Annotated in this window: 18 protein-coding genes; 8 read left to right on the top strand and 10 right to left on the bottom strand. The window is 71.8% G+C overall.

Translation table 11 applies throughout. The features are described from left to right. Positions 1–29: 29 nt before the first annotated feature. The gene (locus ACV530_RS24525) at positions 30–1586 is read right to left on the bottom strand and encodes a PucR family transcriptional regulator (protein ID WP_494334787.1); all 1557 of its coding nucleotides are present in this window, start codon (positions 1584–1586) and stop codon (positions 30–32) included. A gap of 90 nt (positions 1587–1676) precedes the next feature. Continuing rightward, entirely contained in the window at positions 1677–4184 is a 2508-nt protein-coding gene (locus ACV530_RS24520; protein ID WP_494334786.1) for a type IV secretory system conjugative DNA transfer family protein, read from the bottom strand. A gap of 254 nt (positions 4185–4438) precedes the next feature. Here ACV530_RS24520 and gabT point away from each other — a divergent pair, with 254 nt between their 5' ends. After that, on the top strand, positions 4439–5788 hold the full coding sequence (gene gabT, locus ACV530_RS24515; protein ID WP_494334785.1) for a 4-aminobutyrate--2-oxoglutarate transaminase: 1350 nt from the start codon (positions 4439–4441) through the stop codon (positions 5786–5788). 121 nt (positions 5789–5909) lie between these two features. Beyond that, on the top strand, positions 5910–6662 hold the full coding sequence (locus ACV530_RS24510; RefSeq protein WP_494334784.1) for a phosphatase PAP2 family protein: 753 nt from the start codon (positions 5910–5912) through the stop codon (positions 6660–6662). Here ACV530_RS24510 and ACV530_RS24505 read toward each other — a convergent pair. Genes ACV530_RS24505 through ACV530_RS24490 form a run of 4 tightly spaced genes read right to left on the bottom strand, consistent with a single transcriptional unit; the run spans position 6659 to position 10920 of the window. Then, positions 6659–8071 (bottom strand): NAD(P)/FAD-dependent oxidoreductase, encoded by a 1413-nt coding sequence (locus ACV530_RS24505; protein ID WP_494334783.1) that lies wholly within the window; start codon positions 8069–8071, stop codon positions 6659–6661. The genes ACV530_RS24510 and ACV530_RS24505 overlap by 4 nt on opposite strands. A 4-nt stretch (positions 8072–8075) precedes the next feature. Next, a complete protein-coding gene (locus tag ACV530_RS24500) occupies positions 8076–8861 on the bottom strand; it encodes an ABC transporter permease (RefSeq protein ID WP_494334782.1) in 786 nt (261 codons plus the stop codon). Further along, positions 8861–9748 (bottom strand): ABC transporter permease, encoded by an 888-nt coding sequence (locus ACV530_RS24495; RefSeq protein WP_494334781.1) that lies wholly within the window; start codon positions 9746–9748, stop codon positions 8861–8863. Before ACV530_RS24495 ends, ACV530_RS24500 begins: the two co-directional genes overlap by 1 nt. Continuing rightward, positions 9745–10920 carry an ABC transporter ATP-binding protein gene (locus ACV530_RS24490; protein WP_494334780.1) on the bottom strand — a complete coding sequence of 392 codons (1176 nt, stop codon included), beginning with the start codon at positions 10918–10920 and terminating at the stop codon, positions 9745–9747. The genes ACV530_RS24495 and ACV530_RS24490 overlap by 4 nt, the downstream gene beginning before the upstream one ends. A gap of 199 nt (positions 10921–11119) precedes the next feature. On the opposite strand from ACV530_RS24490, the gene ybiA reads away from it, so the two are divergent. Then, a complete protein-coding gene (ybiA, locus tag ACV530_RS24485; protein WP_494334779.1) occupies positions 11120–11725 on the top strand; it encodes a riboflavin biosynthesis intermediates N-glycosidase in 606 nt (201 codons plus the stop codon). Here ybiA and ACV530_RS24480 read toward each other — a convergent pair. Next, positions 11671–12246: a DUF4190 domain-containing protein gene (locus tag ACV530_RS24480; RefSeq protein ID WP_494334778.1), complete on the bottom strand. Its 576-nt coding sequence runs from the start codon at positions 12244–12246 to the stop codon at positions 11671–11673. The two genes, ybiA and ACV530_RS24480, sit on opposite strands and share 55 nt — an antisense overlap. Positions 12247–12367: 121 nt before the next feature. On the opposite strand from ACV530_RS24480, the gene ACV530_RS24475 reads away from it, so the two are divergent. Both ACV530_RS24475 and ACV530_RS24470 read left to right on the top strand, forming a co-directional pair. Continuing rightward, positions 12368–13393 (top strand): adenosine deaminase, encoded by a 1026-nt coding sequence (locus ACV530_RS24475; RefSeq protein ID WP_494334777.1) that lies wholly within the window; start codon positions 12368–12370, stop codon positions 13391–13393. 22 nt (positions 13394–13415) lie between these two features. Then, positions 13416–14087, top strand: coding sequence for a glycerophosphodiester phosphodiesterase (locus ACV530_RS24470; protein ID WP_494334776.1), 672 nt, complete (start codon positions 13416–13418; stop codon positions 14085–14087). Here ACV530_RS24470 and ACV530_RS24465 read toward each other — a convergent pair. After that, positions 14084–15247: a polyamine ABC transporter substrate-binding protein gene (locus ACV530_RS24465; RefSeq protein WP_494334798.1), complete on the bottom strand. Its 1164-nt coding sequence runs from the start codon at positions 15245–15247 to the stop codon at positions 14084–14086. The genes ACV530_RS24470 and ACV530_RS24465 overlap by 4 nt on opposite strands. A 127-nt stretch (positions 15248–15374) precedes the next feature. Beyond that, on the bottom strand, positions 15375–16826 hold the full coding sequence (locus tag ACV530_RS24460) for a gamma-aminobutyraldehyde dehydrogenase (RefSeq protein ID WP_494334775.1): 1452 nt from the start codon (positions 16824–16826) through the stop codon (positions 15375–15377). 165 nt (positions 16827–16991) lie between these two features. Between ACV530_RS24460 and ACV530_RS24455 the strand changes: the two genes are divergently transcribed. Both ACV530_RS24455 and ACV530_RS24450 read left to right on the top strand, forming a co-directional pair. Beyond that, positions 16992–17495, top strand: a complete 504-nt coding sequence (locus ACV530_RS24455) for an Lrp/AsnC family transcriptional regulator (protein ID WP_494334774.1) — start codon at positions 16992–16994, stop codon at positions 17493–17495. Next, positions 17480–18859: an aspartate aminotransferase family protein gene (locus ACV530_RS24450; RefSeq protein WP_494334797.1), complete on the top strand. Its 1380-nt coding sequence runs from the start codon at positions 17480–17482 to the stop codon at positions 18857–18859. Before ACV530_RS24455 ends, ACV530_RS24450 begins: the two co-directional genes overlap by 16 nt. 167 nt (positions 18860–19026) lie before the next feature. On the opposite strand, the gene ACV530_RS24445 is transcribed toward ACV530_RS24450, so the two are convergent. Next, positions 19027–20403 carry a serine hydrolase domain-containing protein gene (locus tag ACV530_RS24445; RefSeq protein ID WP_494334773.1) on the bottom strand — a complete coding sequence of 459 codons (1377 nt, stop codon included), beginning with the start codon at positions 20401–20403 and terminating at the stop codon, positions 19027–19029. Between the two features lie 157 nt (positions 20404–20560). Here ACV530_RS24445 and ACV530_RS24440 point away from each other — a divergent pair, with 157 nt between their 5' ends. After that, positions 20561–20977 carry a carboxymuconolactone decarboxylase family protein gene (locus ACV530_RS24440; RefSeq protein ID WP_494334796.1) on the top strand — a complete coding sequence of 139 codons (417 nt, stop codon included), beginning with the start codon at positions 20561–20563 and terminating at the stop codon, positions 20975–20977. Positions 20978–20998 lie beyond the last annotated feature (21 nt).

Raw genomic sequence — 20998 nt, 5'->3', positions numbered from 1 at the left:
CTGGGGAGGGCGGGACCGGGGCAGCCCCCTCACCCCCCGGCCTTCAGCGCCAGCCACAGCTCCATCCGGACGTCCGGGTCGTCGAGCGAGCGGCCGAGGATCTCCTCGACCCGCCGCATGCGGTACCGCAGCGTATGCCGGTGGACTCCGAGGTCCGCGGCAGCGGCGTCCCACTGGCCGTGGCGGGAGAGCCAGGCCCGCAGCGAGGCGACCAGGTCGCCGCGACCCGTCGCGTCGTGCTCGTGCAGGGCACGCAGCAGACCGTCCGCGAAGGCCCGCACCGCATCGTCGGCGAGCAGCGGCAGGACGGAACCCGCGGCGACGTCCTCGTGCTCGACGAGGAGCCGGCCGCGGCGGCGGGCCACCGACAGGGCCTGCTCGGCCTGGCGGTAGGCGGTCGCCGTACCGGCGGGACCGGCCGGGGCGGACAGGCCGACGGCCAGTTCGGCGCCGCCCTCGCCCGAGTCCTCGGCAAGGGCGGCGCACGCGGCGACGGCCGCGCCCCCGTCGGCGGCGAGGACGACGAGCCGGGAGCCGTCCGGGACGGCGAGCACCGGCTCCCCCGCCCGGCTCGCGGCGGTCTCCACCGTGTCGGCCAGGGCGCCGAGGGGATCCGCGGGCTCGCCTTCGGCGGCCGGGACGGCCTCCGCGAGGAGCAGCCGGAAGGGCGCGTCGAGCAGTGAGCCGTACAACTCCCCGGCCACGGCCCGGGCGTGCTCCGGCTCACCGGCCAGCAGCATGCGCAACACGGCTGTGCCGAGCCGCAGTTCGGCGTCCTGGAGGGCACGGGAGCGCTCGGTCGTCAGGGTGAGCAGGGCGATCGCGGAGTGCACGGCGTAGCGCTCGGCGGTGCCCAGGGGCTCACCGGTGCCGACGGCGAGGACGCCGCGGGCACGGCGTCCCGAGCCGAGGGACTGGAGCTCGACGCGGTCGGCGTCCTCGTCCGCCGGGCCGACGACCGCGCTCGCGGGCGCGGGCCGGGCGCGCAGGCGCTCGACGTCGGCGCCCAGGCGCGCGGCACGGCGCGCGGCCCAGTCGGGCGCGGCGGCCACCACCGTGCCGGAGGCGTCGTACAGCGCGGCCCAGCCGCCGAGGTGGGCGGCGAGCCGGGCCAGCAGGGCCGAGGGCCCGTCCGGCCCGAGCGCGGCCCGGGTCAGCTCGCGCTGGGCCTCGAACCCCGCGGTCACGGCCCGGTACTGGTCGGCGGCGATGGCCGCCGAGACGGCCTTGCTGATGGCGATGAAGGGGGTGCGGCGGGGCACTTCCAGCAGCGGCAGCCCCTCCGCCTCCGCGGCCCCGACGAGCGCGGCGGGCACCTGGTCGTAGTTGACGCCGACGGCGAAACCGAGCCCGACGACACCGGCCCGCACCAGCCGGCGCACATAGGCCCGCATCTCCCCGGGGTCCGCCGCGTCGATCTTCAGCGCGGTGATGAGCAGCAGCTCGCCGCCGTCCAGCCAGGGCGCAGGGTCGGCCAGCTCGCTCACATGCGCCCAGCGGACGGGGGTGTCCAGCCGCTCCTCCCCCGCGAGCACGGTCAGCTTGAGCGCGGAGTGGTGGACGAGCGAGGCGAGGGTCGGGGGCATGGCACCTTCGGGTGGGACATCGCGGTGACGGTGCCGTCCCGGGTGAACGGCTGCCGTCGATTCTCCCTCAAGGGTGCGACCGCGGAGCGGTCATGCGCGCAAATCGATCAGGACCGGTGGCGCGCTCCCGCCCTGTACGGACGTCACGGAGAGCACCGCGTGCCCGGCGGGCACCGCGTGCGCCAGCTCCGAGGCCGACCAGCGCTCCCGCTCCACCCTGCGGACCGTCACCGACTGGGCGGTGACGGCACGGCCCGTGACCAGGTGGCGGACGATGTGCAGGGCACGGGTGAAGGGCTCGTGGGCGATGATCTGCCGGTCGGTGACGTCGCGGGTCTCGACCCACTCCTTGCCCCAGACCTCCGCGAAGCGCGCGCCGTCCCAGGTCGTCACCCCGTTGAACGCCATGCGGCAGCCGACGGAGCCGAGCAGCGGGGTGCGCAGGGGCTCGGGTACGTCGTCGAGCGTACGGAGCGTCAGTACGGCACCGGCGTTCGCGGACCGCAGGCGGCTGAGGCCCCGTACGGCGTCGGGGGTGACGGTGTGGGTGGCGTCGTCCAGGACGAGGCACGCGAACAGCGAACGGTCGGCCCGGCCGACGACGCACTCCGTGAACTGCGCGAGGACGAGCCGTGCCAGCAGCCGGGAGGCGTCCGCGTGGCCGCGCTCGGGCAGGTCGATCCGGACACGGAGCGGGTGCTCGAGGGTGCGGAGGGAGAACGTGCGGTCCGGGTCGGTGGTGTTGAAGAACCGGGCGAAGGCGGGCCGGTCGAGGAGCGCGAGCCGGTCGGCGAGCAGCGGCCCGGGGTCGCCGGGGCGCTGCGACTGCCGCTCGCGCGCGTCGAGTTCGCGGAGGTGCGCGTCGTGCTCCCCGTCCTCGAGCGCGGCCCGCAGGGCGGCGACGGCGGAGGGCGAGTCGTCCAGCAGCTCGCGGAGTTCGGGCACGGAGGGGAAGCGGCCGTGGACCGCGCGGTACGGGCCGAGCAACTGGGCGAGCGCGGTGGCGGCCCGGCGGCCGTCGCCGCCGGGGAGCGTGGCGGCGACGTCGCCGACCAGGCCCTCGGCGAGGATGGCGGCGGCCTCGTCGGGGTCGGCGGTGCCGCCGTACAGGTCGATGTCGTACGCCGAGTCCGGCCGTCCGATCCCGACGACGACGTCGAACGCCTCGTCCGGCGCGAGCCGCCCGCCCGCCGCGCCGACCGCGACGACGGCGGCCCGCCCGGCGAGTGCCTGGAGGCACAGCGACTCGAGCACGGGCCGCACCAGCCGGTCGGTCTTGCCGCACCCGGGAGGGCCGACGGCGAGCAGCGAGGTGCCGAGCAGCTCCGGGTCGAGGGCGCAGCCGGCGCCGCGGTGCTCGTAGGGGTTGCGCTCCTCGTCGGCGGCGGTGCCGATGCGGACCTGCGAGGTGACGAGGTCGTGCCGTGCGGAGCGCGCGGGCAGGTCCCGCGCCCCGGAGGGGTGGGCGCAGGCGGCGGCCCCGTGCCGCAGCACCGTGTCGGTGAACGCCGCGAGGCGACTGGGCCGGGCGCGTACGGACTGCCAGGCGCGCTCGATGCGGGCGTGGTCCACGTCGTTCATCAGCCCGCCCCATGTCTCCGCCGCGAGCCGGTCGGCCGCGTCGTGCGCCCCCATGGCCCGCAGGTGCGCCCACTGCGCGGGGTCCTCCTCCGGTGCGGCTGCGGCATGCGGTGCGCCGGCCGCGGGTTGCCGGGCGCCCTGGTCCGCAGCGCCGCCGTAGCGGCGCATGAGCTCGCGCCAGTGGCCGAGGCGGTGGGCGATGGCGAGGAGGAGGAGGGTGAAGAGGACGTAGTAGGTGTACGAGGCGTAGAGCCACGACCCGGGCGATTCACGCCATGAATCGGGTGCGACCTGGAGCAGCGGCCACATCCAGTCCTTGCCCAAGTCACCGTCGATGAGCAGGGACATCACCACCCAGACGCCGACGAACGCAAGGGCTGCACGGGTGATGAGGTGTGGCGCCGGAATCCGTTCCGGCGCCACCGGCACAAAGAACCGCGGGTAACGATTCTTGAGCGTCCGGCAAGCAGGCTCGACGGCACGCCGGACCGGGTCGAGCAACCGGTTGCCGCACCAGCGCCCGACCGGCACGAAGTACCGGCGCCACAGCTCGGGCCACCTGCCGATCCGGCCGAAGAAGGCGGCAAGCACACTCAAGATCAGCACGAAGTACGCATACGAAGCGATGTAGTGCTCCTGGGTGGTGTCGTCCCACGAGTCCGGCATCATCGCGTCCAAGGGCCACCGCCAGTACGGGCCGAGATAGCCGTTCGACAACAACGACCACGCCAGCCACCCGCACAAGAACGCCACCACCGCCCCGCCCACCAACTGCCGCCCCGGCACCCGCCCCGGCTCCTCCGGCGGGCGGGGCCGGTGCTCGTAGGCCCAGATGCCCGGCCGTGTGACGACGCGCGGCGCGCGCAGCCAGGTCACGAACGGCGGTGGCGGGGCGCCGGGGCCGGCCGGGTTCTCGACGGCGGGAGGGGCAGGGGTGCGAGGGGGCGGCACGTCGGCCGGATGAGGGAACGCCCCCTGCCGTGCGCCCTGCGTCCCGTACGTGCCCTCGGTGTCCATCCGCCGCTCCTCGCCCCCCGACCAGAAGGTCCGCGTGCCATCGCTCCGCGGCTCAATCTAGTGTCTTCGCAGCGGGAGTTCAGCGTCCCCGGCACTGCCGGGGCCCGCGGGCGGGTCCCGGCCCGCCATATCCGGTACGGACAAGGCGCCGCGCGCACTTCTCCCGAACGGAACATGCCCGGCCCCCCTCCGCGCCCCTAGCCTGCGACCAGCAGCACTTCCCCACCTCCCGAAGCCGAAGCCTGGAGCCCCTCATGACCGAACTGACCGGAGGCCCGTCCCTCCCCCAGGAGCGCCGCGTCGTCACCGCGATCCCCGGCCCCAAGTCGCTGGAGCTCCAGGCCCGCCGCACCGCCGCCGTCGCCGGTGGTGTGGGTTCCGTGCTGCCGGTGTTCACCGTGCGCGCCGGCGGCGGTGTGCTCGAGGACGTGGACGGCAACTCGCTGATCGACTTCGCCTCCGGCATCGCCGTGACCTCGGTGGGCTCGAGTGCCGAGGCGGTCGTGCGCCGGGCGTCGGCGCAGCTCGCCGACTTCACCCACACCTGTTTCATGGTGACCCCGTACGAGGGCTACGTGGAGGTCTGCGAGCAGCTCGCCGAGCTGACCCCGGGCGACCACGCCAAGAAGTCCGCGCTGTTCAACTCGGGCGCGGAGGCCGTGGAGAACGCGGTCAAGATCGCCCGTGCGTACACCAAGCGGCAGGCGGTCGTCGTCTTCGACCACGGCTACCACGGCCGGACGAACCTGACGATGGCGCTCACGGCCAAGAACATGCCGTACAAGCACGGCTTCGGCCCGTTCGCCCCCGAGGTCTACCGCGCCCCGCTGGCCTACCCCTACCGCTGGCCCACCGGCCCGGAGAACTGCGGTCCCGAGGCCGCGGCCCAGGCCATCGACATGATCAGCAAGCAGGTGGGCGCGGACAACGTCGCCGCGATCATCATCGAGCCGGTCCTCGGCGAGGGCGGCTTCATCGAGCCGGCCAAGGGCTTCCTCCCGGCGATCGCGCAGTTCGCCAAGGACAACGGCATCGTCTTCGTCGCCGACGAGATCCAGTCCGGCTTCTGCCGCACGGGCCAGTGGTTCGCGTGCGAGGACGAGAACGTCGTCCCGGACCTGATCACCACGGCCAAGGGCATCGCGGGCGGTCTGCCGCTCGCCGCCGTCACCGGCCGTGCGGAGATCATGGACGCCGCGCACGCGGGCGGTCTCGGCGGCACGTACGGCGGCAACCCGGTGGCGTGCGCGGCGGCGCTCGGCGCGATCGAGACGATGCGCGAGCTGGACCTCAACGCGAAGGCCAAGCGCATCGAGGAGGTCATGAAGGGCCGCCTCACCGCGATGCAGGGCAAGTACGACATCATCGGCGACGTCCGCGGCCGCGGCGCGATGATCGCGATCGAGCTGGTGAAGCCCGGCACGAAGGAGCCCAACGCCGAGGCGGCGGGCGCGCTGGCGAAGGCCTGCCACGCCGAGGGGCTGCTCGTGCTCACCTGCGGCACCTACGGCAACGTGCTCCGCTTCCTGCCGCCGCTGGTCATCGGCGAGGACCTGCTGGGCGAGGGCCTGGACATCATCGAGGCGGCACTGGCGCGTATCTGAGCGTCGGACGCGCGCCTGAGCGTCCATCGTTCAGGAGTGCGTGAAGAACGTGTGCGGGGCAGGTGGTGGAGGGGTGATCCGGCTTTCGGCCCCCGCCCCCGCTGCCGTACGGTTTCTTCAGATGAACGCACCACCCCATCCTCACCGATCGGACGGCCGCCCGCCCCACACCCCCCGGGGCGCGCGGCACACCGGTCATGACGACGGCCCCGGAACGCTCCCCCCTGTTCCGGGGCCGTCGGCTGTCCTCCCGGCCGTCTTCCCGGCCGTGTGCGCCGTGCTGTTCGCCCTGATCACCTGGCAGGTCGCCGGGCACGGGCCGCTGCGCTCGCTCGACGAGCGGCTGGGCCGGGCCGTCGCGGGCTCGGCCGTCCCCTCCTCCGTCGCCGGATTCCTCGCCGACCTCGGCAACGCCTCCGTGGCGCTGCCGGTGCTGGCCGTCGCCGTGCTCTGGGTCGTACTGCGCCCCCGTACACCGCGCCGTGCACTGCCCCCGCTGGCCGCCGTGCTCGCGATGGCGGCGGTACCCGCGCTGGTCGTCCCACTCAAGACGTGGATCGCCCGCCCCGGCCCGCCCGCCATGGGGTCCGGCCCGCACGACGGCTTCTTCCCGTCGGGCCACGCGGCCACGGCCGCGGTCGCGTACGGCCTCGCGGTGCTGGTGCTGCTCCCCCGACACCGACGCCAACACCGACACCAACACCGGCTCCGCCACCGGCTGCCGGTGGCCGTCGCCTTCGTCCTGCTCAACCTGGGCACCGGCATCGGGCTCGTCCGGCGCGGCTACCACTGGCCGCTGGACGTGCTCGGCGCCTGGTGCCTGGCCGGCATCCTGCTGTGGGCCTTCACGCGCGTACAAGCCCGGGCCGGCTAGCTGTCGAAACCGAGCCCCACCTTGTCCATGGCCTTGAGCCAGAGGTTGCGGCGTCCGCCGTTCTCGTCGGCCCGGGTCATCGACCACTGCGTGAGGCCGATGCCCACCGACCGCACCGGCTCGGGCGGGAAGGGCAGTGGCTTGCTGCGGACCATCTCCAGCTCGGTGCGCTCCGTACGCTCCCCGGACAGCAGGTCGAGCATCACGTCCGCGCCGAAGCGGGAGGCACCGACGCCGAGGCCGGTGTAGCCGAGGGCGTAGGCGACCCGGCCGCCGTGCGCCGTGCCGAAGAAGGCGGAGAAGCGGGAGCAGGTGTCGATGGCACCGCCCCACGCGTGCGAGAAGCGCACGCCCTCGAGCTGCGGGAAGTACCGGAAGAAGTGCTCGGCGAGCCTCTGGTACGTGGCCGGGTGGTGGTCGTACTCCGCCCGGATCCCGCCGCCGTAGTGGTAGACGATGTCGTAGCCGCCCCACAGGATGCGGTGGTCCGCGGTGAGCCGGAAGTAGTGGAAGTGGTTGGCGCTGTCGCTCAGCCCCTGCCGCCCCTTCCAGCCGATCGCCGCCAGCTGTCCGGCCGTGAGCGGCTCGGTCATCAGCGCGTGGTCGTAGACGGGCGCGATGTACGAGCGCAGGCGCTTGACCAGCGACGGGAAGGCGTTGGTGCCCAGTGCCGCCTGCCGGGCGAAGACCCGCCCGTAGGGGGTGCGGACCGCGACGCCGGCGCCGCGCGAGGAGAGTTCGGTGCCGGGCGTGTGCTCGTAGATCCGTACGCCCGCCTCGAGGCAGGCGCGCCGCAGGCCCCAGGCGAGCCGGGCGGGGTGCAGCATCGCGACGCCGGTGCGGTCCCACAGGCCGGCGAGGAAGGCCGGGGAGTCCACTTCGGCGCGCAGGGCGTCGTGGTCCAGGAACTCATGGCCGGGGAAGCCCAGTTCGGCGAGCGTCTCGGCGGTCTCCCGCAGCTCGTCGACCTGGTGCGGTGCGGTGGCTATCTCGATCTCGCCGGTGCGCTCGAAGTCGCAGTCGATGCCGTGGCGGGAGAGGGCGTCCTCGATCCCGTCGAGGTTGCGGCGTCCGAGCTCCTCGAGCAGGGGGAGTTCATCGGGCCAGCGGGCCAGGCCGTTGCCGAGGCCGTGGGTGAGGGAGGCGGCGCAGAAGCCGCCGTTGCGGCCGGAGGCGGCCCAGCCGCACTCCTCGCTCTCGATGAGAACGACGTCGCGGCCCGGATCGCGTTCCTTCGCGTTGAGGGCGGTCCACAGACCCGTGTAGCCGCCGCCGACGACGAGCAGATCACAGTGCTCGTCACCGACGAGGGCGGCACGGGCCTCGGGCCGGCCGGGGTCGTCGAGCCAGTAGGGGCGGAGGGTGGTGTCGGAGAGTGATTGGACAGGGTTCATGGCACCGGCGGCCATGGTCTCAGCTCCTTCTTCGCCTCCTGCCGGCCAGCTGGCCGACGAGGACGCACAACACGGCGATGACGAACATCGCCGTTCCGATGACATTGATCTGAACGGGCGTGCCCCTTTGCGCCGCTCCCCACACGTACATGGGGAAGGTCACAGTGGAGCCCGCGTTGAAGTTCGTGATGATGAAGTCGTCGAACGAGAGCGCGAAGGAAAGCAGTGCTCCGGCCGCGATGCCGGGGGCGGCGATCGGGAGCGTGACCCGCAGGAAGGTCTGCAGCGGGGTGGCGTAGAGGTCCTGGGCGGCCTGTTCCAGGCGGGGGTCCATGCTCATGACCCGGGCCTTGACCGCGGTGACCACGAAGCTCAGGCAGAAGGTGATGTGGGCGATCAGGATGGTCCAGAAGCCGAAGCTGACGCCCATGTTGAGGAAGAGCGTGGCCAGCGAGGCGGCCATGACCACCTCGGGCATCGCCATCGGCAGGAAGATCAGCGTGCCGACGGACGAGCGGGCCCGGAAGCGGTAGCGGGCGAGCGCGAAGGCGATCAGGGTGCCCAGGACGGTCGCGCCGATCGTGGCCCACACGGCGATCCGCAGGCTGAGGGAGAGCGAACCGCACAGGTCGGCGACGTCGCAGGGGTGGGTCCAGGCGTCCGTGGAGAAGCGCTGCCACTCGTAGTTGAAGCGGCCGTTGGGCTTGTTGAAGGAGAAGACCGTCACGACGACGTTGGGCAGCAGCAGGTACGCCAGCGTCAGCAGACCGGCGATCACGACCAGGTTGCGGCGGAGCACGCGCATCAGACCACCTCCTCCGTCCCGGACCGGCGGATGTAGACGGTGACCATGGCGAGGATCGCGGCCATGAGGATGAAGGACAGGGCGGCGGCCGTCGGGTAGTCCAGGACGCGCAGGAACTGTGACTGGATGACGTTGCCGATCATCTTCTGGTCGGGGGAGCCGAGCAGTTCGGCGTTGATGTAGTCGCCCGCGGCGGGGATGAAGGTGAGCAGCGTCCCGGCGACGACTCCCGGCATGGACAGCGGCAGCGTCACCTTGCGGAAGGTGGTCAGCGGCCGGGCGTAGAGGTCGCCGGCGGCCTCGTGGAGCCTGCCGTCGATGCGTTCGAGGGAGGCGTAGAGCGGCAGGATCATGAAGGGCAGGAAGTTGTACGTGAGGCCGCAGACGACCGCGAGCGGGGTGGCCAGCAGCCGGTGGCCCTCGGTGAGGCCCAGGGCGTCGGTCAGGCCGAGGACGTGCAGCGAGTCGAGCGCGGAGACCACGGGTCCGCCGTCGGACAGGATCGTCTTCCAGGCGAGGGTGCGGATGAGGAAGCTGGTGAAGAACGGCGCGATGACCAGGACCATCAGCACATGGCGCCAGCGGCCCGCGCGGAAGGCGATGAGGTACGCGAGCGGGTAACCCAGCACCAGGCAGAGCGCCGTGGCCACGGCGGCGTAGCCGACGGAGCGCAGGAACTGCGGGTAGTACTGGCTCAGCGCGTCCGCGTAGGTGGCGAAGTGCCAGGTGACCCGGAAGCCCTCTTCGAGCGAACCGGTCTGTACGGAGGTGGACGCCTGGTAGACGAGGGGCGCGGCGAAGAAGACGAGCAGCCACAGAACGCCCGGGAGCAGCAGCCAGTAGGGGGCGAGCTTGCGGCGGCGGGCCGCTTTGGGGACGGTCGTCACGATGGCCCCTCCCCCAGGCCGACGTCCGTGCCGGCCTCGATGCGCTGGGCGGCGTCCAGGCCGAAGCCGTGGCCCGGGTTCCAGTGCAGGACGACCTCGGCGCCGGGGGCCAGGCGGGAGTCGCGGTCGACGTTCTGCTGGTACACGGACAGACCGGTGCCCGCGGGGCTGTCGACGAGGTACTGCGTGGCGACGCCGGTGAAGCTGCAGTCGGCGATGCGGCCGGTTATGCGGTTGCGGCCATCGGCGATGGTCCGGGCGTCCTCGGCGGGGGTGAGGGCGATCTTCTCCGGCCGGATGCCGGCCAGGAGCTTCCCGCCCGCCCGGGCGGTGGTGGTACATCGGGCCGCGGGGAGCGAGAGGGTGGTGCCGGCGGCACGGAGCACGAGATTCTCCCCGGAGGTGTCGACGACCTCGGTGGCGATGAGGTTGGAGGTGCCCAGGAAGTTGGCGACGAACGTGGTGCGCGGGGTCTCGTAGAGGTCCGCGGGGGCACCGAGCTGCTCGATCCGGCCGGCGTTCATGACGGCGACGGTGTCGGCCATCGTCATCGCCTCCTCCTGGTCGTGGGTGACATGGATGAAGGTGATGCCGACCTCGGTCTGGATGCGCTTGAGCTCGAGCTGCATCTGGCGGCGGAGCTTGAGGTCGAGGGCACCGAGCGGCTCGTCGAGGAGCAGCACCTGCGGGCGGTTGATGAGCGCGCGGGCGACGGCGACGCGCTGCTGCTGTCCGCCGGAGAGCTGCTGGGGCCTGCGGCGGGCGAGGTCGCCGAGCTGGACGAGCTCGAGCATCTCGTCGACCTGCTTGCGGACGGACTTGATGCCGCGGCGGCGCAGGCCGAAGGCGACGTTCTCGTGGACGTCCAGGTGGGGGAAGAGCGCGTAGCTCTGGAAGACGGTGTTGACAGGCCGCTTGTACGGAGGGAGAGCGGTGACGTTCGTGCCGTCCAGCGCGACGGTGCCGGTGGTGGGCTCCTCCAGCCCGGCGATCATGCGCAGGGTGGTGGTCTTGCCGCAGCCGGAGGCGCCGAGGAGGGCGAAGAACGAGCCCCCGGGCACGGTCAGATCGAGCGGATGGACGGCGGTGAAGCCGCCGAAGCGTTTGCTGATCTTGGTGAGGCGTACGTCGCTACCGCTGCTGCCGCTGCCGTTCAGGGCGGGTTCTGTCATGGGTGAGGATCCAGGAGTGTGGGGGCGTAGAACACATAACAGTGACATACGGTCGCCAGTGGCCCGATACTGGCCGGGCTGCCTGGATGGGTTCGCCGATCCTGGCAGAGCGAAAGGGATGTAACAAGGGATATCGTCGCAGCTTTTTGTTTCAGCGACGGAATCAGCAACTGTCAGTCCCGGGTGCCAAGATGACGGCATGACAAGCCCACGCTCCGTGACCGAACTGACCACCGCCGTCGCCCTCGGCGAGCACTTCAAGTACGTGTATTTCTGGGGTCATAGGCCCCGCCGTGACGGCAGCGCGGGCCCCGGGTGCTTCAGCCAGTGGTGGCCGTCACCCTTCACCGTGGACGGCGTGGAGTACGCCACGGCGGAGCACTGGATGATGGCAGGCAAGGCCCGGCTCTTCGGCGACCCCGAGGCGGAGGCCAAGGCGCTGGCCGCGGGTCACCCCAAGCAGGCGAAGGACGCGGGCCGCGCGGTGCGCGGTTTCGACGAGGAGAAGTGGCGCGCGCACTGCTTCGAGCTGGTCACCGAGGGCAGCGTGCACAAGTTCGCGCAGCACCCGGAGCTGCTGGAGTATCTGCTGGGCACCGGGGAGCGCGTGCTCGTGGAGGCCAGCCCCCTGGACCGGGTGTGGGGCATAGGCCTGGCGGCCGACGACGAACGGGCGCAGGACCCGGCACGCTGGCGCGGGGAGAACCTGCTGGGCTTCGCGCTGATGGAGGCCCGTCAACGCCTCGCCCGTCAGCGCCTGGCGGCGAACACGAGCGGCGCGGGCCCGGGCGGCGCGGACAGGTAGGCCCCGTAGGTCGCGTCGGGGTCGTCCTCCTCCACGGGATCGCTGCCGCGGTGGCTGTGGTGATGGGTGGCGATCAGTATCACCAGCACGATGGCGACGATGAAGCCCGCGCTGCCCATGATCAGGCCCGTGAGGGCCTGGCCCCGGTTGGCCGCCTCGCCCCGGCCGGACTTGCCCATGCCGATCGCGCCGAAGACGATCGCGAGCACACCGAGCACGACGCCGAACACCATGGTCCACGACAGGACGAACGCCACGATGCCCAGCACCAGGGCGGCCGTGCCGAAGCCGTTGCTGGGCACCGCGGGAACAGGGGCGGGGGCGCTCCAGCCCGCTCCGTAGGGCCCGCCCGGATAGGCGTACGACCCCTGCGGGTACGGCCCCTGGGGGTACGGGGGCATCGGCGGCGGCTGGTAGGCGCTGGGGGTGCCCGGACCGGTGGGCGCGAGGGGTACGGGCGGCACGGGCGGCCCGCCGAACGGTTCCTGCGGCTGTGGCTGCGGTGTGTCCCGGTCGGACATGTCCCTCCCCATCGGCTGTGCCGTCATGCTAAGCCCTCGTTCCGGTCGCCATGCCCACGACGCATACGATGATCGACGCCCACGTTGCCGCCCACGGTTCGAACAGCCCTTGGAGGCCTGCATGTCCCTCGACCCGTTCATCGCCGGGCTCCCGAAAGCGGAGCTGCACGTGCACCACGTCGGTTCCGCCTCGCCCCGCATCGTCGCCGAGCTGGCCGCCCGGCACCCCGATTCGCCGGTGCCCACCGACCCCGAGGCATTGGCGGACTTCTTCACCTTCCGCGATTTCGCGCACTTCGTCGAGGTCTATCTCTCCGTGGTCGACCTCATCCGCGACGCCGAGGACATCCGGCTGCTGACCTACGAGGTCGCCCGCGACATGGCCCGCCAGAACATCCGCTACGCCGAGCTGACCGTCACCCCGTACAGCTCGACCAAGCGCGGCATCCCGGACGGCGCCTTCGTCGAGGCGATCGAGGACGCCCGCAAGGCGGCCGAGACCGAGCTGGGCGTGACCCTGCGCTGGTGCTTCGACATCCCCGGCGAGGCAGGCCTGGAGGCCGCCGAGGAAACGGCCCGCATCGCCTGCGACCTGCGGCCGGAGGGTCTGGTCTCGTTCGGGCTCGGCGGCCCCGAAATCGGCGTCCCCCGGCCCCAGTTCAAGCCATACTTCGACCGGGCCATCGCCGCGGGCCTGCACAGCGTCCCGCACGCCGGCGAGACCACCGGCCCGCAGACGATCTGGGACGCCCTGACCGAGCTGCGCGCCGAGCGCATCGGCCACGGCACCAGCGCCACGCAGGACCCGAAGCTGCTGGCGCACCTGGCCGAGCACCGCATCCCGCTGGAGGTCTGCCCGACCTCCAACCTGGCGACCCGCGCCGTGGCGGACATCGAGCGGCACCCCGTCAAGGAGATGGTCGCCGCCGGCGTCCTGGTGACCATCAACAGCGACGACCCGCCCATGTTCGGCACCGACCTCAACACCGAGTACGCGGTCGCGGCCCGGCTGCTCGGCCTCGACGAGCGGGGCATCGCCGGTCTCGCCAAGAACGCCGTCGAGGTGTCCTTCCTGGACGCCCCGGGCAAGGCGGCGCTCACCGCCGAGATCGACGCCTACACCGCCGACTGGCTGGCCCGTCGCTGACCCGACGGACACAATGGCCCGCATGCGAGCGTTCACCGTCGTCGGTCACCGCGGCGACCCCTACGTCCACCGCGAGAACACCCTGCCCTCGCTCCGCTCGGCCTGGCGGGCGGGGGCGGGATCGGTGGAGATCGATGTCCGGCTCACCCGGGACGGCGTGCCCGTGCTGCTGCACGACGCGACGCTGGCGCGGCTGTGGGGGCACGACCGCCCCCTCGCCGCGCTCTCGGCGGACGAGGTCTCCGGGCTGACCGGCGGCGGGGTGCCCACCCTGCGGGAGGCGCTCGCCGAGGAGGGCCCCGGCCGGCTGTTCATCGACCTGCCGGACCCGGCCGCGGCGCAGCGAGCGGTCGCCGAGGTGCACGCCCACGGGGCCGCCGGGCGGGTCTACTACTGCGGTGGCACGCCGTCGATGCTCGAGGTCCGCCGGGCCGACCCGGACGCCGAGATCGCGCTCACCTGGACGAGGTCCGTCCCGCCCCGCCCGGCGCTGCTCGCGGCGGTGCGCCCGCACTGGCTCAACTACCGCTTCGGACTGGTGACTCCGGAGGTCGTGGCACGCGACCACGACGCCGGGCTGCGGGTGTCCGCCTGGACGGCCGACACCGGGTACACCATGCGGCGGCTGCTGCGCGCCGGGGTGGATTCGATCACGACGAACCGGGTCGCGGCACTCCGGGCACTGGCCTCCTAGAGCCCGACGATCTCGTTCCACTCCTTCTCGAACTCCGGCCGCTCCCTGGGCGTCATGTCGCGGGCGGTCGCGAGCCGCTTGCGCATGTCGTCGCTGGGGAAGATCAGCGGGTTCTCCGCGAGCGCCGCGGTGTCCTTGTCCTTCGACGAGGCGAGCACCTCACGGGCGGCGGGCACGGGACAGACGTAGTTGACCGAAGCGGCGAGCTTCGCGGCCACCTCGGGCTCGTAGTAGTAGTCGATGAGCTGCTCGGCGCTGCGCTTGTGGCGGGCCAGGTCCGGGATCATCAGGCTCTCGGCCCACAGCTCCGCGCCCTCCTGCGGCACGACGAACTCGATGTCCGGGTTGTCGGCCTGGAGCTGGATGATGTCGCCGGAGTAGGCCTGGCAGGCCAGGACATCGCCGGAGGAGAGCTCCTTGATGTAGTCGTTGCCGGTGAAGCGCCGGATGTGCCGCGCCCGCACGAGGCGGCGCAGCTGGTCGGTCATGGTGTGGAAGTCGTCGGCGGTCCAGCGGGTGACGTCCGCGCCGTTGCCCTGCATCAGCAGGGAGAACGCCTCGTCCATCCCGGCCAGCAGCGTGACCCGGCCGCGCAGGTCGGGCTTCCAGAGGTCGGAGGTGTGCCGTATCTCGCGGCCGAGCTTCTTGCGGTGGTAGGCGATGCCCGTGATGCCGGACTGCCACGGGACGGTGTGCCGCCGCCCGGGGTCGAAGGACGGCTTGCGCAGCAGCGGGTCGAGGTTGCGGGCGACGTGGGGCTGGCGCGTGCGGTCCATCTCCTGGACCCAGCCGAGGCGGACGTAGCGGGCGCACATCCAGTCGCTGACGACGATGATGTCCCGGCCGGTGTCCTGGTGGTTCATCAGGGCCGGGCCGATCTTGCCGAAGAACTCGTCGTTGTCGTTGATCTCCTCGGTGTACTTCACCGAGATGCCGCTGCGCTTCTCGAAGCCCTCCAGCGTCGGCCGCCGCTGGGGGTCGTGCTCGTCGGTGTCGATGTAGAGCGGCCAGTTGGCGAAGGTGAGCCGCCGGTCGGCCGCCGAGCGGTCGGCCGCGGTCCGGTCGCCGGGGGCGATGTACGCGGCGGGCACGCCGCATCCGGCGAGCGCGGCGGCCCCCGCGCCCGCGCCCAGCGCGCGCAGCAGAGAACGGCGGGACAGGGACTTCAAGGGCTCACTCGCAATTCCGGCGGGACGGCGGGGACGGGCGGTCGGCTCCTTGCGCGCTGGGGGCGCCGGGCCGACCGCCGATGATAACGGCCGCCGGCCCGTGATCCCGAGACCGTCCTCAGCCGAGGGAGGTCATCACGTGCTTGATGCGCGTGTAGTCCTCGAAGCCGTAGGCCGACAGGTCCTTGCCGTAGCCGGACTGCTTGAAGCCGCCGTGCGGCATCTCGGCGACGAGCGGGATGTGCGTGTTGATCCAGACGCAGCCGAAGTCGAGCGCCTTGGACATCCGCATGGCCCGCGCGTGGTCCTTGGTCCACACCGAGGACGCCAGCGCGTACGCGACGCCGTTGGCGTAGGCGACGGCCTGCTGCTCGTCGGTGAAGGACTGGACGGTGATGACCGGGCCGAACACCTCGTGCTGGATGATCTCGTCGTCCTGCTTGAGCCCGGAGACGACGGTGGGGGCGAAGAAGTAGCCCTTGTCACCGACCCGGTGGCCGCCGGCCTCGACCTTGGCGTGTGCGGGCAGCCGCTCGATGAAGCCGGTCACCTGCTTGAGCTGGTTGGCGTTGTTGAGGGGGCCGTAGAGCACGTCCTCGTCGTCCGGCCGGCCGGTCTTCGTGTCGGCTGCGGCCTTGGCCAGGGCGGTGACGAACTCGTCGTGCACCGACTCGTGCACCAGTACCCGGGTCGCGGCCGTACAGTCCTGGCCGGCGTTGAAGTAGCCGGCGACGGCGATGTCCTCGACGGCCTTGGCGATGTCGGCGTCCTCGAAGACGACGACCGGTGCCTTGCCGCCCAGCTCGAGGTGGACGCGCTTGAGGTCGCGGGAGGCGGACTCGGCGACCTGCTTGCCGGCCCGTACGGAGCCGGTGATCGCGGCGAGCGCGGGCACCGGGTGCTCGACCATCAGCCGGCCCGTCTCGCGGTCGCCGCAGATGACGTTGAACACGCCCTTGGGGTGGCCCAGTTCCTCCAGGACCCCGCCGATGATCTCGGCGATCAGGACGGTGGAGGCGGGGGTGGTGTCCGACGGCTTGAGGACGACGGTGTTGCCCGCGGCGAGCGCCGGGGCGAACTTCCACACGGCCATCATCATCGGGTAGTTCCACGGCGCCACCTGGGCGCAGACACCGATCGGCTCGCGCCGGACGATGGAGGTCATCCCCTCCATGTACTCGCCGGCCGAGCGGCCCTCCAGCAGCCGGGCGGCGCCGGCGAAGAAGCGGACCTGGTCCACCATCGGGGGGACCTCTTCGCTGCGGGTGAGCGCCAGCGGCTTGCCGGTGTTCTCCGACTCGGCGGCGATCAGCTCCTCCGCCCGCGCCTCGAAGGCGTCGGCGATCTTGAGCAGGACCTTCTGGCGCTCGGCGGGCACGAGGTCGCGCCAGTGGGGGAAGGCATCCGCGGCCGCCGCCATGGCGGCGTCGACATCGGCCGCGCCGGACAGCGGGGCGGTGGCATAGGGCTCGCCCGTCACCGGGTTGATCACCTCGGTGGTCCGCCCGTCGGCGGCGTCCCGGAACTCTCCGTTGATGTAGTTGCGCAGACTGCGGAGCTCGGCGGTCACTTATGCACCTCTCCTGTGAGATGTCCGGCGTGTGAGACGCCCAGCCTAGTCAGGAGGGCGACGTTTTCGATACACCCAAACACATAGAACAACGAAATCAGTGGCCATCGGATCCCCTAACAACGAATTTCATCACTTCGAGGCTTGCCCCACAGCGGACTCCTCATGCACAGTGGACCCGTGGCCACTCGTAGTGCAGATCCGAAGAGCGCGACCGGCACACCGCCGCTCGACTCCGTCTCCCTGGCGATCATCGAGCAGCTCCAGGAGGACGGCCGCCGCCCCTACGCGGCGATCGGCAAGGCCGTGGGGCTGTCCGAGGCGGCCGTGCGGCAGCGTGTGCAGAAGCTGCTCGACCAGGGCGTGATGCAGATCGTCGCCGTCACCGACCCGCTGACCGTGGGGCTGCGGCGGCAGGCGATGATCGGCATCAATGTCGAGGGCGACCTCGACCCGGTCGCCGACGCCCTCACCGCGATGGACGAGGTGGAGTACGTGGTGGTGACCGCGGGCTCGTTCGATCTCCTCATCGAGATCGTCTGCGAGGACGACGAGCACCTCCTCGAAACGATCAACAAGCGCGTCCGGACCCTGCCGGGTGTGCGCTCCACCGAGACCTTCGTCTATCTCAAGCTCCGCAAACAGACCTATACCTGGGGAACTCGATAGCCGTGAGCAAGGACCATTCCAGTACGGCGTACGACCACCTGTGGATGCACTTCACCCGCATGTCGTCGTACGAGAACGCGCCCGTGCCCACCATCGTGCGCGGCGAGGGCACGTACATATTCGACGACAAGGGCAAGCGCTACCTCGACGGTCTCGCCGGGCTGTTCGTGGTCCAGGCCGGCCACGGCCGCGCCGAGCTCGCCGAGGCCGCCGCCAAGCAGGCGCAGGAGCTGGCCTTCTTCCCGGTGTGGAGCTACGCCCACCCCAAGGCCGTCGAACTGGCCGAGCGGCTGGCCCACTACGCCCCGGGCGATCTCAACAAGGTCTTCTTCACCACCGGCGGCGGCGAGGCCGTCGAGACCGCGTGGAAACTGGCGAAGCAGTACCACAAGCTCACCGGCAACCCCACCAAGTACAAGGTGATCTCCCGGGCCCTCGCCTACCACGGCACCCCGCAGGGCGCCCTCTCCATCACCGGACTCCCGGCCTTCAAGGCCCCGTTCGAGCCGCTGGTGCCCGGCGCGCACAAGGTGCCCAACACCAACATCTACCGCGCCCCGGAGCACGGGGACGACCCCGAGGCGTTCGGCCGCTGGGCCGCCGACCAGATCGAGCAGGAGATCCTCTTCGAGGGCCCGGACACCGTCGCCGCCGTCTTCCTCGAGCCCGTGCAGAACGCGGGCGGCTGCTTCCCGCCGCCGCCCGGGTACTTCCAGCGGGTGCGCGAGATCTGCGACCGGTACGACGTGCTGCTGGTCTCGGACGAGGTCATCTGCGCCTTCGGCCGGCTCGGCACGATGTTCGCCTGCGACAAGTTCGGCTACGTGCCGGACATCATCACCTGCGCCAAGGGCATGACCTCCGGGTACTCCCCCATCGGCGCCGCCGTGATCTCCGACCGGATCGCCGAGCCGTTCTTCCGGGGCAGCAATGTCTTCCTGCACGGCTACACCTTCGGCGGCCACCCGGTCTCCTCGGCCGTCGCCCTGGCCAACCTCGACATCTTCGAGCGCGAGGGCCTCAACCAGCACGTGCTCGACAACGAGGCGGCATTCTCCGGCACGCTGTCCAAGCTGACGGACCTGCCGATCGTCGGCGACGTGCGCGGCAACGGCTTCTTCTACGGCATCGAGCTGGTGAAGGACAAGGCCACCAAGGAGTCGTTCACCTCCGAGGAGTGCGAGCGGCTGCTCTACGGCTTCGTGTCCAAGAAGCTCTTCGAGAACGGCCTGTACTGCCGGGCCGACGACCGGGGCGACCCGGTCATCCAGGTCGCCCCGCCGCTGATCTCCGACCAGTCGACGTTCGACGAGATCGAGCAGATCATCCGCGGCGTCCTCACCGAGGCCTGGACCAGGATCTGACGCAAGCCGCCACCCCCCACCCGGCCGTGGGGGGGGGGGGGGGGGGGGGGGGGGGGGGGGGGGGGGGGGGGGGGGGGGGGGGGGGGGAGAGGGGGGGGGGGGGGGGGGGGGGGGGGGGGGGGTGGTGGGGGGGGGGGGGGGGGGAGGGCGGGTCCGGGGCTCAAACCCTAGCGCCAGCCACCCCCGTCCACCCCGCCCGGCACCGCACCACCAGGCGCATACGGCTCACGCGTGAAGACGAACGTGCCGACATCCAGGTGGCTCACCGTCCCGTCCGGGTGCCGTACGACCGTGAGGGTCTCCCCCGCGTAGTACCCGTCGAGCCCCGTCCACGTCCCGTCCGCCTCCGCGCGGAACCGTGCCTCGCGGCCGGAGTTGCCGAGTGCCGACAGCTCCAGCCCGCGGTGTGCGCGGAGGCGCAGGGTCATCGGGGCGGCGCCCCAGTACCAGGGGCCGGTCAGCTCGAGCAGGGCCGGGTCCACCGCGTCGAGCGGACGCCACGGTGCGGGGATGCGGGGCTCGTGCCGTACGACCGTGTCCACCAGGTCCGCGACCACCGGCTCCACCGGTCCCGATGTCCTGTTCGCCAGCGCGACCGCCGCGACGTCCTCGTCCGGACTCGCCCAGAGCGTTGCCACGAACCCCGGCATCGAGCCGGTGTGCCCGCACACGAACCGCCCGTGGCGACGGGCCAGTTGCAGGCCGAGGCCGTAGCCGTCGGACCAGTCGGCACCCTGCGGCTCGACCGCCGGGCGGCGCATCTCCGCCAGCGACGCGGCATCGAGCACCCGGTCGTCGCCGTGCAGCAGGAAGGCCGCGTACCGGCACAGGTCTGCGGCCGTCGACCACAGCTGTCCGGCCGGGGCCAACAGCCCGGTGTCCGCGGCGGGTTCGGGCAGCAGGGCGTCCGCCCACGGGTGCACGGCCCAGCCGTCCGCGTGCGGCGCCGCGGGCGCGTACGTCGTGCGCCGCATGCCGAGCGGCTCCAGCACCTCACGGCGCAGCACCTCGTACCAGCTCTCCCCGCGCAGTTGCTCGACGAGCGCGCCGACCAGCGCGTACCCGGGGTTGGAGTAGTGGTACAGGCGCCCGGCCGGGTGCTTCCGCGGGCGCTCGCCGAAGATGTCCGCGCGCTCGGGGCGCAGTGCGCCGTCCGTACGCTCCCACCACGGGCCGCGCGCCTCGGCCGCCAGGCCCGAACTGTGCGACAGCAGCTGGGCGATGGTGGCCTCGGCGGCCTCGGGCACGTCGAGGTGCTTGGCCAAGGGGTCGTCCAGGTCCAGCAGCCCCTCGTCGCGCAGCCGCAGGACCAGGACCGCGGCGAAGGTCTTGGTGAGCGAGCCGATGCGGTACTGGGTGCCGGCGTCCGGTGTCCGCCCGTCCACGCTGCCGCGCCCGGCGGACCACACCATCCGTCCCTCGCGCATCACCGCCGCCGTGAGGGAGGGCATACGGTCCTCCGCCTGGGCAACGGCGACCCGGTGCAGCAGGGCCCGTCGGGTGGCGGGCAGCAGCTCGGTGAACTCCTCGTGTGCAGTGGTCATTGCCGCACCATAGGCATCTCGGCTCACACACGTCACGACCTTATGGTGCCTGAGGCAGAAGAATTGACCCGTCTTTCCGGCGCGGAAATGCACCCCTCGGGCGGTCTCTGCCGTTCCTAGGGTGAAGCACATGACAGAGATCCACAGCACCGAACGCATGAACTTCCACGCCCTCGCGCCCAAGGTCTACAAGGCCGTCCTGGCCCTGGACGGCGCCGCCCGGGCGGGCGTCGACCCGGTCGTCCTCGAGCTGGTCCAGATCCGCACCTCGCAGCTCAACCGCTGCACGTACTGCATCGATTACCACACGAAGGACGCGCGCAAGGCGGGCGAGACCGAGGAGCGGATCTACCAGCTCAGCGCCTGGGAGGACTCGCACCTGTTCACCGCCCGGGAGCGCGCCGCGCTCGCCCTGACCGAGGCCGTGACCCTGCTGCCGGGCGGCGTCCCGGACGACGTGTACGACCGCGCCGCCCGGCACTTCGACGAGCAGGAGCTGGCCCAGCTCATCTCGGTGATCTTCACGGCCAACGTGTGGAACCGGATGAACGTCACCACGCGCCCCCATGGCTGAACGCATGGGGGTACCCCCATC

The organism is Streptomyces sp. SX-6 (assembly GCF_059089585.1).
Note: the sequence above shows the minus strand (reverse complement) of the source record. Positions and strands in the feature narration are given on the sequence as shown.